Raw genomic sequence first — 16,569 nt, 5'->3', positions numbered from 1 at the left:
GGGGGGGGCCTTTTTGTTAGTAAATTATTGATTAGTGGTTCGCAACGGTAAAGCGTTGGTTAGGGTGCTTTGGTTCGTGGTATTCGGCCACTAAGACGTTGGCAAGTGTATCACTTGTCACGACTGATTTTCCTTCATTGTTGGTCAAAAGATCATCTTGTCCGATTAATGGCTCTGGATCGGCAGGGCCAGCAATGAACTCCATGGATGGTGAAATACCAAACCAAGAAACATTTTCAACATTTTTCAAAAAGTCGAGTTCAAGAACCTGGTTGGCTGGACCGCTCACCCATGCCTCTGATCCTGGAATCTTCTTTAAATCGTCAAGCAAGAGGTGGCGGTCATCTCCGGTATGAAGTGAAGCGGCGCCCAGAATAAAGGCCAGGCGTGGCTTTTCTTGTTCACGGACGAGGTGAACGAGGTGGGCAGCCAAATCAATCTGCAAGAAAGCCTTGGTTGGAGCCGAGAAAGAATCGACAACAACGTCAAAAGCTGCAAGATCTTCCTTTGTTAAGTCAAAGGCGTCCTTTTGCAATGTGCTAATGGCTGGAAACTCCTTTTTTAAATCGGCGAGCTTTTCGGCTGACCGACCATTGGCAGTGACTTCATCGCCGGCAGCCAATGCCGCCTTAACCGTTGCGGAACCCGCCATCCCTGTTGCGCCAATAATTAATACTTTCATGAAAACTCCTTCCGATGTTGAACGTTTGTTGGTCATTTTGACCTGAAAGATTGATTGATCTGTTTGTATTTTTAAAAGATACAACACTGATATTATACCATACAACCTAAATTCATTATAGGTCTGATAGCTGATTTCACCAATGGAGCGGGTGGATTTTGATGACAGAAAAAAGAGCTGACCAATAGTTGGTTAGCTCTTTTAGATGCTGTTGATTTAATTTTTAGAAGTAAGCCTTCACGAAGAGGTCGACGGCCAACAAGACTGCTAAAATACTGACAATGATTTTTAATGTCTTATCTGGGATAATGCGGACGATTTTTGGACCAATATAGCCACCGATGAAGAGGCCGATTCCCATTGGAATGGCCAGTTCCCAGTAAATGTGAGAAGAAAAGGCGTAAATCAGGGTTGCAATCAAGTTTGATGCACCAAGAGAAACGTTCTTGACCGCATTGTAGGAAGAGAAGTTCATCGTAGTTGTGGCAGAAAGGATGGCCAAAAGCATCACACCACCGGCCGCACCGAAGTAACCACAGTACATTCCAACCAACAAGATGGAGATGGAAATCACCGTCTTATAGACTGGTGAATGGGCATCGTTTTCCATTGATTCATCGCGAGTCAGATTGAGTGGGTTTGACTTGGACTTATTGATTTGCGAGAAAAGGAGTAAACCAGCGAGCAGGACGAAGAAGGGAACAATCTTAGAAAAATAGGAAGCTGGTTGTGATAAAAGCAACCAGGCGCCGATAATCGATCCAAGAATTGTTAATGGAAAAATTTTAATCAATTCTTTTTTATGGCTGGTTAATTCCTTTTTGGAAGAAAACATTGAACCGAAACCAGTCATCACGAGGGCGGCGGTGTTCGTGACGTCAGCAAAAACTGGTGGAATACCGACTGCTAAAAGTGCGGGATACGAAACAAGAGAGGCCAGTCCGGCAGTGGTACTGACGATTCCAGCTAAGATGCCCATCGGGAGAAGGAAAAGGAAGGCTTGTAAATAATGGTCTGTTATCATAAAAAAGAAGAACTCCTTTGAAATATTTTTATTTTTTTGTAAAATCACAAAAATTAATAATTAGGTGGAAAAATGTTAGAAAAACTAACAAGAATAACAGTTATGAGTATAGAAGTTTCCCGACAGAAAAGCAATTCTGGCGGGAAAGTGTTTTTCTTTTTAAATAAAATTCACGGTTTTGTGATTTTTTTGGCCTTATTTGTCGGCTGGGTTTCAGTGAATGGTGGGGGGATAGGAGGAAAATGAGGGTGAAATGTAAAATAGTAGTCAGTTGGTGATTACCTATTTTCCAAAAAAACAATATTTAACGATAGATGTAGGAGTTGATGTTTCTATTTGCAAAAAACGGTGATATTTAACGATAGAGATAGTGTTTGGTGTTTCTATTTGCAAAAATACTTCATAATTTCAAAATAGAAATGTAAGTTGGAGCTTTAATTAAGACAATTTTTTATTTGTGTGGAATAGTTATTTTTGGAGTCAAATAACCATACCAATTTTACGCAAAACTGGAATATAAATGAAAGTGCCACAAAATTGTACAAAAGTGTACAAATTATTTGTAAGGACGGCTAAAACACGTCTGAAAAAATTAGTTTTAAACGTAACGAAAAAGCTCGATACCATCGCATTTAAACGATGACATCGGGCTTTTCATGTGTTTGTTAAATTATGCTTAGAATGCCGATGACAGGAATCGAACCTGCACGGTGAAATCACCATACCGACCTGAACGGTACGCGTCTGCCAGTTCCGCCACATCGGCAACAAACGAGTAAAATTATACCTTGGATAAGCCCTAATTACAAGTCTTGACTTTAATTAAAATTTTCTTAAAATGGATACTAATCGAGTAGAAGTAGGCCCGCAGGTATTGGGACTTACCAACGATTGATGGACTACAATCAGCCGCTGGCGTCTGAACTTTTAAGTTTACTGTGTGTCTTTCAGTTTTTTTATTTTGACCGTATTGGGCACGGGGCGCTAGAGGGCACCTTGTGCTTTTTTTGTTGGTGAAGAAGGAGGAAAAAACGTTGAGTAGCTATAATTTTTCGGCTGGGCCTGGGGTCCTGCCGAGCCCGGTGATTAAGCAGATTCGAGAGGACTTGGAAAAGGAAGAAAACTCACACTACAGTATCTTAGAGATTTCTCATCGTAGCGCCAGGTTTGATGAAATTATTCACCATGCAGAAGACCGTCTGCGTCAGTTGATGGACATTCCAGATGATTACGCTGTTCTCTTTATTCAAGGTGGGGGTTCCTTGCAGTTTGAGATGCTGCCCCTCAACTTGGCAAATCAGAAGAATAAGATTGCGGTCTTAGATTCCGGTAACTTTGCCAATAAGGCAGCCAAAGCGGCTCAGGCAGTTGGCAAAGAGGCAACCATTGTTGCGAGCTCAAAGCAAGACCGTTACCGCTATTTACCAGAGTTACCAGCTGATTTTGATGCAGCAGACTATGACTACCTCCACATTACCACTAACAATACCATTGAAGGCAGCACCTACCACCAGGACAATTTGCCCAAGACAACGGGACACTTGGTAGCAGATATGTCTTCCAACATCTTAGCCGAACCCTATAACGTGTCTGATTTTTCAGCCATCTTTGCTGGGGCCCAAAAGAACCTAGGACCGGCCGGTGTTACGCTTGCCATCGTGAAAAAGGATTGGCTTGCCGAACAAAAAATTGAAGGCGTTGGCCCAATGATGCGTTACCAGTCATACATCGACAAGGACTCGATGTACAACACGCCACCTGTCTTCAGTATTTACGCCCTCAGTCTTGTTCTGGATTGGGTTTTCGAACAGGGCGGTGTCAAGCAACTTTACCTAAATAACCAAAAGAAGGCTAAGCGCCTTTATGATTATTTAGATCAGTCTGATTTTTACCAAGTGCCTGTTTCTGGTGAGGAACGGTCGTTAACGAACGTGGTCTTCACGACTGGAGACAGCGACTTGGACAAGAAAATCAGTTTGCAAGCTGATCAAGAAGGACTGCACAACCTGGCTGGTCACCGTTCGGTCGGTGGCTTCCGGGCATCCCTTTATAATGCACAGCCAATGGCAGCAGTCGAGGCGTTGATTACATTTCTGGAGAAGGCGGAGAAGGAACACAAATCATGAACATTAAAACGTATAACGCGATTAGTCACACCGGTTTGGACTATTTGAAGGACCGTGGTTACGAGATTAACGGCGACCAGGATCCCGATGGTATTTTGTTGCGCTCACAGGACTTACACAAGGAGCCAATTCCAAAGTCAGTGAAGGCCGTTGTCCGTGCTGGAGCTGGTTTTAACAATATTCCGGTGACCGATTTGTCAAAGCGGGGAATTCCGGCCTTTAATACTCCCGGTGGCAATGCCAATGCGGTTAAGGAATTGACGGTTGCCGCATTGATTATGGCGGCCCGACCAATCGTGGGTGCGATTAACTTTTCTAACCAAGTTCGCGGTGGCGATGTTTCGCTGCGTACGGAAGCAAATAAGGGTGGCTACCGTGGTACGGAGTTGTATGAAAAGACACTTGGCGTAATTGGTCTTGGAAACGTTGGTTCTAAGGTTGCTAACATCGCCTTGGCCTTCGGCATGAAGGTGATTGGTTACGATCCAGGTCTGAATGCTAATACTGCCTGGCGTGTTGATCGTCACATCACGCACGCGAAAAGCGTTGATGAAGTCTTGCAACAGTCTGATTTTGTCACGGTGCATATCCCTTATACGAAAGAAAACCACCACTTTATTGATGCCGACAAATTGGCAGAGATGAAGCCAAATGCGGCTTTGATTAACTTCTCCCGTGGTGGCATTGTCGATGATGAGGCCGCAGTGAAGGCTTTGAATGCGGATAAGCTGCGGATGTTTATTACTGATTTTAGTAGTGAAGTCTTGTTTGACAACGACAAGGTGATTATTACGCCACACATTGGCGGATCAACGGTTGAAGCCGAAGATACTTCAGCCTTGATGGCGGCTAAGCAATTAGACGACTATTTGACCAGTGGAAATATCGTGAACTCGATCAACTACCCAGATATCAACGAACCATTTACGACTAAGTACCGGTTGGGCGTTTTGCACAATAACGTGCCAAATATGATTGGACAAATCACGAAGGTCGTTGGGGAACTGGACTTGAACATTGAAGAATTATCAAACCGAGCAGTTGGCGACTATGCCTATACCCTTTTGGCGCTAAATCAGTTACCATTAGGACAAGAGGACAATATTGTCGATAACCTAGCAGCCATTGAAAACGTTTTGAACGTTGAATTGTATCAGAACCAGGATTGAAGGGGAGAATTAAAAAAATGACAGAAGCACTCCAACAAGCAGCCATCGATAAATTGATTGCCCGCGGCGTGACGTTGCAGGACGTCTTTGAAGGAACAGAAACTTTTTTGATTGAAAAGTTTCATGATGAAGTCGATGGGGAAGCCCTCGATAAGGCGATTAACCGCGTGTTGCACAAGGATGAAGTCGCCGACATTATTTTGACGGCCATTTTCTTGGATGAGCAAGCAGTTTTGATGCCCGATTCAGAACCATTGAAGGCTCGGTTGAAGCGTGATGCTAACGGCCACAATGTGGATGAAATTTTGGCAATCGGCATTACCCAACAATTCTCAGCCGCAGCAACGGTTCATTATGGACGTTTGGATGATGAAAAGCCTGGCTTGATTGGTGAAATCAATGATCGCACCGACACTGTCAACGTTTACTTGGACGATATCTTGGCCGCCTTGATTTCATCTGCTGCGATGACTTACCTGGAAGTCCTTGGCGGAAACGACTACTAATCGAATTTTCCCTGGTTAATTAATGCAATTTTTGTTACAATAAATTGTATTTTAATTTTTTAAGGAGAAGACACAATGTCAGGACATAGTAAATGGCATAACATTCAAGGTCGTAAAAACGCCCAAGATGCTAAGCGTGGAAAAATTTTCCAAAAGCTTGCGCACGACTTATATGTTGCAGCAAAGGCTGGCGGTGCTGATCCAGAAATGAACGCTTCATTGCGTTTGGTTGTTGACAAGGCCAAGGCAGCTAACATGCCGAAGGATAACATCCAACGAGCTTTGGACAAGGCTTCAGGTGCCGGTGGCGCCAAGTTCGAAGAAGTAACTTACGAAGGTTATGGAACAGCTGGAGTAGCCGTTTTGGTTGAAGCTTCAACTGATAACATTAACCGTACGGTTTCTTCTGTTCGTAACTCATTCAAGCACTTCGGTGGCTCATTGGGAACTTCTGGTTCAGTTGCTTTCCAATTCGACCGCAAGGGTTACTTGGTCATTGACCGGTCAGAAAACCCTGATTTGGATGAAGACACGATTTTGGAAGCAGCATTGGAAGCAGGCGCTGAAGATGTGCAAACTTCCGATGAAGCATTTGAAATTTACACAGAACCAAGCGATTTCCAGGCTGTTGAAGCTGCTTTGACAGAAGCCGGTTATGAATTCGCCGATGCTGAAGTTTCAATGATTGCTCAAAACCCAATGGCGATTTCTGATGAAGATCGCGAAAAGTTGGACAGTTTGGTCGACGAATTGGAAGAAAACGAAGACGTTTTGGCTGTTTATACAACTGCTGAAGACTAATTTGACTTTCAAAGCCAATTAAAAAGGCAAGCCCGTTAAGGCTTGTCTTTTTTGTTTGCTGATAGTAGTGGAGCGCTCGTTAATTTTAAATTTGATTGAGCTGGTTAAGCGCTGGCCATTACTTATTTTTGCACTTGGGCTAATGCAGCCTGGACCAAGGCTGCTAACTTCTCTCGATCCTGGTCACCTGGGTAAAGGTTAATCCGGGTGAGTTCACCGGCACGCTTGGCACCGGTCTTTTGAAATTGTTCATCAAAGGAGTCAAGCGCTAGGCAATAAAGGTCACCATAGAAGGTATCGCCAGAGCCGGCTAAAGCATAGGTGAAATCAGGTAGGGCCACGTCGGCGAGGTCGTCGAAATAGTCGAGTCCTTCATCGGGGAGTGACCCTTCGTCGTATGTGTAAGGGACAACAAAACCGAGATCAAAGTCTTGTAATTCCTCTGGCTCAGTTTGGGAGATTTCGCTTTTCTTAACAGAAACTCCTTGGTTCTCTAATTCTTCGACTAAAATATCGGCAACGGCTTCGTTGTTACCGGTAATTGTGGCAAAAACGACTTGGGCTGTGAGATTTGCTGCAGGCATTGTCTGCCTCCTTTGGTTATGAGATTTAGTATCATTATACAAAATTTACCGGGGCTTCGTTTGAACAAAAGAATAACAAAGATGATTTGAAAGACTGGTAATTTTAAAATTCTTGTCTTATAATAGTCACAAATACGAGGAGGATGTTTGATATGGCATTGAATAAAGACCAAGTTGCAGCCTTGCAAAACGTTTATGATAACGGCATTTTAGACCACGATGACAAAGCCCGCCAGGCACTAGCCCAGGTTTTGGCTGACGCGAAATAATTGATATTTTGTTTTGGTCGTGTTATATTTAATCATAGAAATTGCTGATGAGGATAACTTAGGTTAGCAAGTCCTGATAGAGAGCTTACGGTTGGTGGAAGTAAGCAGGGCCCTAATTTTTTGACTACCTCTGAATGGCTAACGAGTAGGAATTGAAAGTTAGCCCGGGTGACACCGTTAACTGTCTCAAAGACCCAGGTATTGATTTTATCTGGAAATTGGGTGGTACCACGGTGACACGTCCCTTTGTGCAAACGCACAAAGGGATTTTTTTGTCCCTAATTTTCCAAATCAGCAATTGAAAAAAGAAAGAAGGCAATCATAATGGCAGAAATTACATTAAATTTCCCTGATGGCGCTCAGAAGTCTTACGAGGCTGGCATCAAGCCCATTGAAGTTGCAAGTTCAATTGCAAAGTCATTGGCAAAAAAGTCTGTTTCAGCAAAGCTGAATGGACACTATGTTGGGATGAATGATCCTTTGACCGAGGGTGGCGATTTTCAATTAATCACTACTGCGGACGAGGAATCATTGGACATCCTGCGTCACTCGACCTCGCACTTGCTTGCTCAAGCAATGCGTCGCTTGCCAAAGTTTGCTCACGCACACTTCGGAGTTGGACCATTTATCGAAAACGGTTTCTATTACGACACTGATAACGGTGCTGGAAACCAAGTTTCTGTGGAAGATTTCCCAGAAATCGAAGCGATGATGAAGAAGATTGTTAAGGAAGACTTGCCAATCTTGTCACACGAAATCAGTCGTGCCGAAGCCTTGGAAACATTCAAGGATGACCCATACAAGGTGGAATTGATTAATGATTTGCCTGAAGACGAGCCAATTTCAGTGGCCGTTCAAGGTGAGCATATTGAATTAGACCGTGGTGGTTTGGTGCCATCAACTGGTTGGATTAAGCACTTTAAGTTGGTTTCTGTTGCTGGTTCATACTGGCGCGGTCAATCAGACAACGCTGTTTTGCAACGTGTTTATGGAACGGCCTTCTGGAATGCCGAAGACTTGGAAGCTGATTTGCAACGTCGTGCCGAAGCCAAGGAACGTGACCACCGTAACATCGGTCGTGACTTAGACTTGTTCTTCACGAGCCAAAAGGTTGGTTCAGGCTTGCCAGTTTGGTTGCCAAATGGGGCAACGATTCGTCGCCAGGTTGAACGTTACATCGTTGATAAGGAATTGGCCAACGATTACTTGCATGTTTACACACCAGTTTTGTCAAACTTGAACTTGTATAAGACTTCAGGTCACTGGGATCACTACCGTGAAGACATGTTCCCACCAATGGACATGGGAGATGGCGAATTCTTGGAATTGCGTCCAATGAACTGTCCTTCACATATTTCAGTTTACCAACACAAGCCACGTTCATACCGCGACTTGCCATTACGTATTGCTGAATTGGGCATGATGCACCGTTATGAAAAATCAGGAGCCTTGACCGGTTTGTCACGTGTTCGTGAAATGACTTTGAACGATGGACACACTTTCGTAGCACCAGACCAGTTGGAAGAAGAATTCAAGTCAATCTTGAAGATGACCATGGCTGTCTACGAAGACTTCAACATCACGGATTACCGTTTCCGTTTGTCATACCGTGACCCTGAAAACACTGCTAAGTACTTTGACGACGATGAAATGTGGGAAAAGTCACAGGCACAGTTGAAGCGGGCTATGGACGACATGGGCTTGGATTACTTCGAGGCACCTGGTGAAGCAGCCTTCTACGGTCCTAAGTTGGATATCCAAACAAAGACGGCCTTGGGTGGTGAAGAAACATTGTCAACCATCCAATTGGACTTCTTGTTGCCAGAACGCTTTGATTTGACTTATGTCGGTGAAGATGGTCAAGATAACCACCGTCCAGTGATGCTCCACCGTGGTATTGTGGGAACGATGGAACGCTTCACGGCCTACTTGATCGAAATGTATAAGGGCGCTTTCCCAACATGGTTGGCACCTTTGCAAGTTCAAATTATTCCTGTTAACAACGGTGCTCACGGTGCTTATGCTAACAAGATTAAGCAAGAATTGCAGGAAGCTGGTTTGCGTGCTAACGTCGAAACTAAGGAAGCCAAGATGGGTTACTTGATTCGTGAAGCACAAACCAAGAAGGTACCATATACGTTGGTCTTGGGTGATGATGAGCAGGATAACCAAACGGTTACGGTTCGTCGTTATGGCCAACAAGAAACCGAGAAGATGTCAGCTGATGCCTTTAAAGACTTAGTCTTAAAAGATGTTGCCAACTACTCTCGAGTAGCAGAATAATGTAGTAACCAACAATCGATCCACTTCTTGGTGAATCGATTTGTTGTTTGTAAGAGCGTTTTTAAACGCGAAATTAAAGGATTAAAAGAGATATATCATGTCTTCAGAAAATAACGGAGCTCTTGAGGGAGATAAAGGGCTCAGTAACCGTCACGTTCAGCTGATTGCTATTGGTGGAACAATTGGAACCGGACTTTTCATGGGTGCCGGGGATTCGATTCACTTTGCTGGACCAGCAATTTTGCTGACGTATGCCGTTATTGGCTTATTAATGTTTGTTGTGATGCGTGCGATTGGGGAAATGCTCTATGCTGACCCAACCCAGCATACGTTTATTGCCTTCATGTCAAAGTACTTGGGCCAGAAAACTGGAACTTTTGCTTCCTGGTCTTATTGGTTGACCGTTGCCTTCATGGGAATGGCCGAATTAACAGCGATTGGAAAGTATGTCCAGTTCTGGTTCCCATCATGGCCAGCCTGGTTGATTCAAATTGTGATTCTCGTGATTTTAACTTCAGTTAATTTGATTGCGGTAGCATTGTATGGTGAAGCTGAATTCTGGTTTGCGATGATTAAGATTGTGGCGATTTTGTCACTGATTGCTACTGGAATTATCATGCTGTTGACCGGCTTTAAGACAAGCCAAGGAACGGTTTCGGTTAACAACTTGGTTAGTCACTTCTCACTGATGCCAAATGGTGTCGGTAACTTTATTAACAGTTTCCAGATGGTCATGTTTGCCTTCGTTGGAATGGAATTTATTGGAATGACAGCAGCCGAAACAAAGGATGCTCGTAAGGTTTTGCCGAAGGCAATTAACCAAATTCCTTTCCGAATTTTGTTTTTCTACTTGGGTGCCTTGGCAACCATCATGGTCATCTACCCATGGCAACAGATTCCTGCTAACCAAAGTCCCTTTGTGGCGGTCTTTAAGTTAGCTGGGGTTAACTGGGCCGCAGCCTTGGTTAACTTCGTGGTTTTGACATCAGCTGCTTCTGCTTTGAACTCTGTCATTTTCTCAGCCTCACGAAACTTCTATTCATTGGCTGTGGAATCAAAGATCAAGGTTTTGGAGCCCTTTACTAAGATGTCAAAGCACAAGTTGCCTGCTAACGCTGTTTTGATTACCGCAGCTTTGGTGGCTTGTTCAGCCATCATTGCTGTGTTGCCACAAATTTCGGATGCCTTTACTTTCGTTACTTCCGCCTCAACCGATTTGTTTATCATGATCTATGTGTTGACGTTGGTAACATACTGGCATTATCGTAAGTCAAACGACTACTTGAAGGACGGTTTCTTGATGATTGCGCCAAAGTTCTTTGTGCCAATTGCCATTATCGGCTTTGTCCTGATTTACTTGACGTTGTTCTTTAACCAAAGCGCAATGGTACCGGCTATCGGTGCAACCATTTGGTTAATTGTCTTTACGACTGTCCAGGCCTTTAAAAAGGCCTAACGCTTTTTGATTCGAAACGAGACTAATTTTACCTTTGAATTCTGAAAATAAATCAGAAGCAACTTAGATTTGATTGGTATCGTGATTAGATTAAAAGCGTATCCTAGTAAGAAAGTAGAACCTGTCAACAACCACCACCCAACAGGCTTATGCTTGTTGAATGTCACTGGCTAGTACAGCGTGATGCTGGGCCTTACAAAACGGAGAAAAGAATGAGTACCATAATTGATTTTACTTTGCACATTGATGCCCACCTGGCAAACTTGGTTTCCCACTTTGGTATCTGGACCTATTTGATTTTATTTGTGATTGTTTTGATTGAAACTGGGGCAGTGGTTTTGCCGTTTCTACCAGGTGATTCATTGCTGTTTGCCGCCGGTGCCATTTCGATGACACCAGCTGGTCAGGAAGCCGGTTTGAATCATTGGGTCTTTATGGTTGTCTTCTTTATTGCCTCCGTTGTTGGGGATTCCATGAACTATTGGATTCTTCGGACTGGCGGGCGCGAGTTGTTAAATCATCGGCCGTTTTCAATTATGATTAAGCCCAAGTACATTGAAGAGGCGGAACAGTTCTTTGCCAAGCGCGGTGCAATGGCCATTATCTTAGGCCGTTATATCCCAATTGTGCGGACTTTCGTTCCTTCTGTGGCTGGTTTGTCCAAGTACAATTTCCGTAAGTTCCTTGAATATACCATGATTGCTGCGCTTTCATGGACCTTCATTGCCACCGGTGCCGGTGCTTTGTTTGGAAATATTCCATTTGTGCGCGAACACTTCACATTAATTATTATGGGGATTGTTTTGGTTACGTTGTTACCTTCAGTTATCGGTGTAGCTCGGTCATTAATGAAAAAGAAAAAGCAACAGTAAAAAAATTAGTTCTCAAGCAGGTGTGACACTCGTCGGCCTGCTTTTTCTTTGGTCAAAACTTGTTATAATAAGAGCATGAATAATTTTCGAATTTTACAACAATTAAGTCAGCAAAGTATCGAGCAAGTTGGAGCAGCAACTGGGCTGCAAATCAGTGATTTACAGGCCTTTGCTGATGGGCAAAAGGAGTTAGCGATAGCTGATTTGGAACGGCTCTGCCTTTACTTTTCACATTGCTTGGATCAATTGGGCAACGCCAATCAGGCCAATCTGTCAAAACATCCGATTCATATTCGGTTGACAACGGATTACCTGTTAAATCTGGGCATTAGCCTTTCAGACTGGATTTCACTGCAATGGGCCTTGGAGGGCAATTGGGCTGGTGACCAGCTAGCTGTGGGCTTCTTCACGGCAGACCAGACCCTGGTTAAAGTCGTTGAAAATTCAGCTGATTTTACCAAGGCCTTTGCCGGTTACCTCATTTTGGCCCTTGAGGGTGAATTTACCCCCTATATTGATGAAATCCATGATAATGTTCATTATGATTGGCGGATTTTACGATATCGGTCCCAGGCTGATTTTCAAGATATTACGAATGAACTCGCCAACACGCCACTAAAGGAGATTGAAGCATGACCATTAATTTGATTTTAGCAACTGACGCCTACAAGCTGACTCACCATTTGCAGTACCCACAAAACATCGATAAGTTGTATTCCTATGGGGAAGCTCGGATTGGTGGCAAGTACCCAACTGTATCCTGGTTTGGGCTTTCGATGATTCTTCATGACTATTTTCAAACGCCAGTGACAGATGAGATGATTGACGAAGCGGAGCGGGTTTCAGAAGAAACTTTTGGGACCAAGGAATACTTTAACCGTGAAGTTTGGGAAAAGGTTCGCGACTTGGGTTATTTCCCGGTTAAAATTAAGGCTCTGCCAGAGGGAATGGAAGTTCCTGCAGGCAATGCCTTGTTCACGTTGGAGTCAACTCGTGATTGGTTTGCCACTTCGCTAAATGCTTTGGAATCACTATTGATGCATGTTTGGTATCCAACGACGATTGCGACCAATTCGATGTATATCAAAAAGCGTTTGTTACCGCTGGTTGAAAAAACGGGAACAGCGAGTTCATTGCCTTTGATGGTCAATGACTTTGGTTTCCGCGGCGCAACGGGCGTAGAGGCCGGTGCTCAAGGCGGTGCTGCTCACTTACTGCACTTCCGTGGTTCAGATAACCTCTTGGCCTCAAATTACTTTGAGCATGTATACGGTGTGGCCGGTCGGGCGTTATCAATTTGGGCAACGGAGCACTCGGTGGCAACTGCTTACGGTCCTGGCGAAGGGGAGTTGAATTACGTCAATGCCCAATTGGATCGAACTCCGGATGATGCATTGGTTTCTATTGTGATTGATTCCTACGATACCTTTAATTTTGTCCGAAACGTCATTGGCTCTGAGCAAATGGTGGAGCGGATTAAGAACCGAGCTGGTCGGGTGGTTCTGCGTCCCGATTCGGGTGACCCCGAAACAATCGACTTGGCCGTTTTGGACCTTTTGGCCGAAATCTTTGGCACAGAAGCCAACGATAAGGGTTATAAGGTCTTGAAACACAATGTCGGTTTGATTCAGGGCGATGGCATGAAGGCCGAAACGATTATTGCATTGTATGAGGCCTTGATTAAGCATGGTTGGTCAACGGACAACTTGGTGGTTGGTTCCGGTGGTGGTTTGCTTCAAGAAGGTTTCACTCGTGATACCGAGCGTTTTGCCATCAAGGCAGCCTATGCCCATACCACTGACGGCCAAAACTTAGTGATTAAGAAGCAGCCAAAGACTGATCCATCAAAAGCTTCCAAGGCTGGCTTGCAAAAGGTGGTGGCCGATGAAAAAGGTCGAATCCACACGGTTAGTGTCGACGAACCAGGCCAAGATTTGCTGCAAACGGTTTATGAGGATGGCCAATTAACAATTGAGGATGGTCAAACGATTGTTGACCGTGCTGCTGGAGCCGATTTACTGTAAATTTGGTTGATTTCCAACCAGACCATTGAGGCCAAATTTGTGAAATTAATTGTTGCTACTGTAATAAATGTGGTACAGTTAAGTCACGAACAACAAAGGAGGAACCTGATGGTCGAATTTGTGTGGCAGACATTTTTACCAGTTACTTATCAGACTTTACAGGCCCCTTTTTTCTCAAAAAACAGTTTTCCGTTAATGGAAAACTGTTTTTTTATTTGATTTAGGAGGATACGATGGCAGCAGCAGTTAGTAAAATCAGCATGGATTTCATCACCCGATTAAATTTGCAAAATCCCCATGACGTAAAACCAGTCAATGGCGGGGATACAAACGCGACCTACTCACTTTATTCGGGGGACAAGCGGTACTTTTTGAAGGTGCAACCTAATCAAGACCGCCATTATTTTGACCACGAAGTGGCTTCCTTGAAAGCTTTAAGTGAATGGGTCAAGGTTCCCAAAGTCATGAAACAAGGGGAAAACCAAGGAAGCGCCTACTTGTTAATGAATTGGATTGAAACCGGTTCGAACAATCAATCGGCCTTGGGAGAAGCGTTGGCTAAACTTCACCACGCGAAAGGAAAAGCCTTTGGTTTTGAGGTCAATGCGGATAATGATTATTTTCCAAAGAATAACACCTGGTCAAGCTCGTGGGGAGAGTTCTTTGTGCACCAACGATTAGAGCCTCTAATGGCTTTGGCAAAAAAGCAGGCCCTCTGGCTAAATCAGCGTGGTGATCACTTTGAAAATCTCAAGAAAACGATTTTGGCAGATGACCATGTTCGCCAGGTAGAGCCATCGCTGTTACATGGTGACTTGTGGGCCGGGAACTTTATGTTTGATACCAATGACCAACCAGTATTCATCGATCCAAATTCTTTCTACGGTAACCGTGAATACGATTTAGCCGTGTCGAAAGTCTTTCCTGGTTTCAATGAGGATTTTTATAGTTCTTATGAAGCTGCTTATCCGCTAGAGGATGGCTATCAAGACCGGTTCAAGTGGTACGAGTTTTATTATGTTTTGCTTCACTTTGTTCGCTTTGGTGACATCTATGCACCACGATTAAATCGCTTATTGATCAGTTTCTAAGTTGCACATCATGACTAGACCAATTTGTTGACATCTTTTCAGGCAGTCTGTATAATTTCTTGGACGTCCAAAACGAGGAGAAAATCAGCTATGTCAACAATGAAAACGAAGCGTTTTGTGGCGACAACAGTCTTTGTTGCCATCGTACTATTACAAAGTTTCGTGCCATTCTTAGGATCCTTACCACTAGGAGCATTCGTTATTGGTGCCTTCGTCACGATTGTACCGATGACCGCCGTTTTGGCAGGAATTTTACTTGGCCCACGCTCAGGGTTAGTGGTCGGCCTCTTTTGGGGGCTGACTTCTTGGGTTCGGAATTTGATGCACCCTGGAACCATTGGTTCACTGATTTTTTCGAACCCAGTGACTGCTTTGGTGCCACGACTAATGGTTGGTCTTTTGGCCGGTTACTTAGCGGGCCTAGTGCTGAAAAAAGCGCGGTTGCCTTGGTGGGGGTTCTTCCTCCTTGGCGCCTTTGGTGCTTTATTGAATACCGCCTTAGTCATTTTGAGTACGACAGTGGCCTTTAAACTCTTCCCGGTTAGCGGAATGGGAATTCCACATGCCCATCTGTTTACCTGGTTAGTTGGCATTCTTGGCTTTAATTCCGGCTTTGAAATGATTGCAAACGGTTTGTTAGTGCTTTTGATTGGTCGGGTGCTCTTGGCCAAGTTACCAAACTTGCGCCCCGAATAATTCTGATTTTTGTGCAGCCATTTATATGGCTGTTTTTTTTAATGCAAAAATGGCTGTTGCTAAGCAAAAAAGAACTTAAACCAGGGGAGGATTAAGTTCTTTTGTTTGTTTTTTGAATGGATGCGCCTACCCAGACTCGAACTGGGAGCAAAGACTTAGGAGGTCCCCGTTTTATCCCGTTAAACTATAAGCGCGAACTCTATCATTATACAAAAAAAGAAGAGGGCTTTCAATTTAAATCAGAACAGGACGTGGGCCAAGGACTCATTTTTAAAAAGATTTAAGTGAGCACCTGGTTTTTGCTATAATGGTTATGAGTTAAATTCACAGTTATTTGGAAAGCGAGTTACAATCATGGGACAAGTCGTTGAAGTAAACCATCCATTGATCCAACACAAGTTGACAATCATTCGTGATGAGAAGGTGGGAACAAAGGACTTCCGGGCATTAGTTGATGAATTGGCAATGCTGTTGACCTATGAGGCCAGTCGCGATTTGCCACTGGAAGAAGTTCAGGTGAAAACGCCAATTCAAGAAACAACTAAGAAACAATTAGCTGGTAAAAAATTAGCTGTTGTGCCAATTTTGCGTGCTGGTTTGGGAATGGTTGATGGTATCTTGCAATTAATTCCAGCTGCTAAGGTTGGTCATATTGGGATGTACCGCGATGAAAAGACACTGGAACCAGTGGAATACTTCATTAAGCTACCAGAGGATATTGATCAACGTGAAGTTTTGCTGGTTGATCCAATGTTAGCAACTGGTGGATCAGCTAAGGATGCAATTTCTGCCTTGAAGAAACGGGGCGCTGAACAGATTAAGTTGATTACCCTTGTTTCATCACCAGAAGGCATTCAAGCAGTTACTGCTGCTCATCCTGATGTCGATATCTACACGGCTTCGATTGATGAAGGCTTGAATGACGATGGCTATATTGTTCCCGGCCTTGGGGACGCAGGGGACCGTCTCTTCGGTACGCACTAAAA

Annotated in this window: 16 protein-coding genes, 2 tRNA genes and 1 other annotated feature; of the genes, 13 read left to right on the top strand and 5 right to left on the bottom strand. The window is 44.0% G+C overall.

Annotated elements, in window-relative coordinates; genetic code table 11:
- Positions 1–31 precede the first annotated feature (31 nt).
- Both AOQ32_RS01135 and AOQ32_RS01130 read right to left on the bottom strand, forming a co-directional pair.
- The gene (locus tag AOQ32_RS01135; protein ID WP_059393206.1) at positions 32–682 is read right to left on the bottom strand and encodes an NAD(P)-dependent oxidoreductase; all 651 of its coding nucleotides are present in this window, start codon (positions 680–682) and stop codon (positions 32–34) included.
- A gap of 223 nt (positions 683–905) precedes the next feature.
- Positions 906–1,706 (bottom strand): sulfite exporter TauE/SafE family protein, encoded by an 801-nt coding sequence (locus AOQ32_RS01130; RefSeq protein ID WP_059393205.1) that lies wholly within the window; start codon positions 1,704–1,706, stop codon positions 906–908.
- Positions 1,707–1,778: 72 nt separating this feature from the next.
- Here AOQ32_RS01130 and AOQ32_RS08615 point away from each other — a divergent pair, with 72 nt between their 5' ends.
- A complete protein-coding gene (locus AOQ32_RS08615) occupies positions 1,779–1,952 on the top strand; it encodes a hypothetical protein (RefSeq protein WP_158531850.1) in 174 nt (57 codons plus the stop codon).
- A 436-nt stretch (positions 1,953–2,388) separates the two neighbouring features.
- Here the strand turns inward: AOQ32_RS08615 and AOQ32_RS01125 are convergent.
- Positions 2,389–2,472: transfer RNA gene (locus AOQ32_RS01125), tRNA-Leu, on the bottom strand.
- Positions 2,473–2,740: 268 nt separating this feature from the next.
- On the opposite strand from AOQ32_RS01125, the gene serC reads away from it, so the two are divergent.
- From serC to AOQ32_RS01105, 4 genes are all read left to right on the top strand, one after another.
- On the top strand, positions 2,741–3,832 hold the full coding sequence (gene serC / locus AOQ32_RS01120) for a 3-phosphoserine/phosphohydroxythreonine transaminase (protein ID WP_059393204.1): 1,092 nt from the start codon (positions 2,741–2,743) through the stop codon (positions 3,830–3,832).
- Complete coding sequence (locus tag AOQ32_RS01115) at positions 3,826–5,001, top strand: 3-phosphoglycerate dehydrogenase family protein (RefSeq protein ID WP_059393203.1); 1,176 nt, start codon at positions 3,826–3,828, stop codon at positions 4,999–5,001. The genes serC and AOQ32_RS01115 overlap by 7 nt, the downstream gene beginning before the upstream one ends.
- A 17-nt stretch (positions 5,002–5,018) precedes the next feature.
- Positions 5,019–5,507, top strand: coding sequence for a phosphatidylglycerophosphatase A family protein (locus AOQ32_RS01110; RefSeq protein ID WP_059393202.1), 489 nt, complete (start codon positions 5,019–5,021; stop codon positions 5,505–5,507).
- 75 nt (positions 5,508–5,582) lie between these two features.
- The gene (locus AOQ32_RS01105) at positions 5,583–6,308 is read left to right on the top strand and encodes a YebC/PmpR family DNA-binding transcriptional regulator (protein WP_059393201.1); all 726 of its coding nucleotides are present in this window, start codon (positions 5,583–5,585) and stop codon (positions 6,306–6,308) included.
- 122 nt (positions 6,309–6,430) lie between these two features.
- Here AOQ32_RS01105 and AOQ32_RS01100 read toward each other — a convergent pair whose 3' ends face one another.
- Positions 6,431–6,892, bottom strand: a complete 462-nt coding sequence (locus tag AOQ32_RS01100; protein WP_059393200.1) for a flavodoxin domain-containing protein — start codon at positions 6,890–6,892, stop codon at positions 6,431–6,433.
- 304 nt (positions 6,893–7,196) lie between these two features.
- Positions 7,197–7,410, top strand: a binding site (T-box leader).
- Between the two features lie 75 nt (positions 7,411–7,485).
- Between AOQ32_RS01100 and thrS the strand changes: the two genes are divergently transcribed.
- The 7 genes from thrS to AOQ32_RS01065 all read left to right on the top strand — a co-directional run bounded on the left by thrS (position 7,486) and on the right by AOQ32_RS01065 (position 15,583).
- Complete coding sequence (gene thrS / locus AOQ32_RS01095) at positions 7,486–9,444, top strand: threonine--tRNA ligase (protein ID WP_059393199.1); 1,959 nt, start codon at positions 7,486–7,488, stop codon at positions 9,442–9,444.
- A 97-nt stretch (positions 9,445–9,541) separates the two neighbouring features.
- Positions 9,542–10,900 carry an amino acid permease gene (locus AOQ32_RS01090; RefSeq protein ID WP_059393198.1) on the top strand — a complete coding sequence of 453 codons (1,359 nt, stop codon included), beginning with the start codon at positions 9,542–9,544 and terminating at the stop codon, positions 10,898–10,900.
- A 212-nt stretch (positions 10,901–11,112) separates the two neighbouring features.
- Positions 11,113–11,772: a VTT domain-containing protein gene (locus AOQ32_RS01085; RefSeq protein WP_059393197.1), complete on the top strand. Its 660-nt coding sequence runs from the start codon at positions 11,113–11,115 to the stop codon at positions 11,770–11,772.
- A 75-nt stretch (positions 11,773–11,847) separates the two neighbouring features.
- Positions 11,848–12,408, top strand: a complete 561-nt coding sequence (locus tag AOQ32_RS01080) for a hypothetical protein (protein ID WP_059393196.1) — start codon at positions 11,848–11,850, stop codon at positions 12,406–12,408.
- Positions 12,405–13,796, top strand: a complete 1,392-nt coding sequence (locus AOQ32_RS01075; protein ID WP_059393195.1) for a nicotinate phosphoribosyltransferase — start codon at positions 12,405–12,407, stop codon at positions 13,794–13,796. The genes AOQ32_RS01080 and AOQ32_RS01075 overlap by 4 nt, the downstream gene beginning before the upstream one ends.
- Positions 13,797–14,029: 233 nt before the next feature.
- Positions 14,030–14,887, top strand: coding sequence for a fructosamine kinase family protein (locus AOQ32_RS01070; protein WP_199504887.1), 858 nt, complete (start codon positions 14,030–14,032; stop codon positions 14,885–14,887).
- A 90-nt stretch (positions 14,888–14,977) separates the two neighbouring features.
- Entirely contained in the window at positions 14,978–15,583 is a 606-nt protein-coding gene (locus AOQ32_RS01065) for an ECF transporter S component (RefSeq protein ID WP_059393194.1), read from the top strand.
- Positions 15,584–15,704: 121 nt separating this feature from the next.
- Here AOQ32_RS01065 and AOQ32_RS01060 read toward each other — a convergent pair.
- Positions 15,705–15,777: transfer RNA gene (locus tag AOQ32_RS01060), tRNA-Arg, on the bottom strand.
- 160 nt (positions 15,778–15,937) lie between these two features.
- On the opposite strand from AOQ32_RS01060, the gene upp reads away from it, so the two are divergent.
- Entirely contained in the window at positions 15,938–16,567 is a 630-nt protein-coding gene (gene upp, locus AOQ32_RS01055; RefSeq protein ID WP_059393193.1) for a uracil phosphoribosyltransferase, read from the top strand.
- The last annotated feature ends 2 nt before the right edge of the window (positions 16,568–16,569 follow it).

The sequence above is a fragment of the Fructobacillus tropaeoli genome (assembly GCF_001047135.2).
GTDB classification, from domain to species: Bacteria; Bacillota; Bacilli; order Lactobacillales; family Lactobacillaceae; genus Fructobacillus; species Fructobacillus tropaeoli.
The sequence above is the reverse complement of the archived record's forward strand: the minus strand, read 5'-3'. Positions and strand labels throughout refer to the sequence as shown.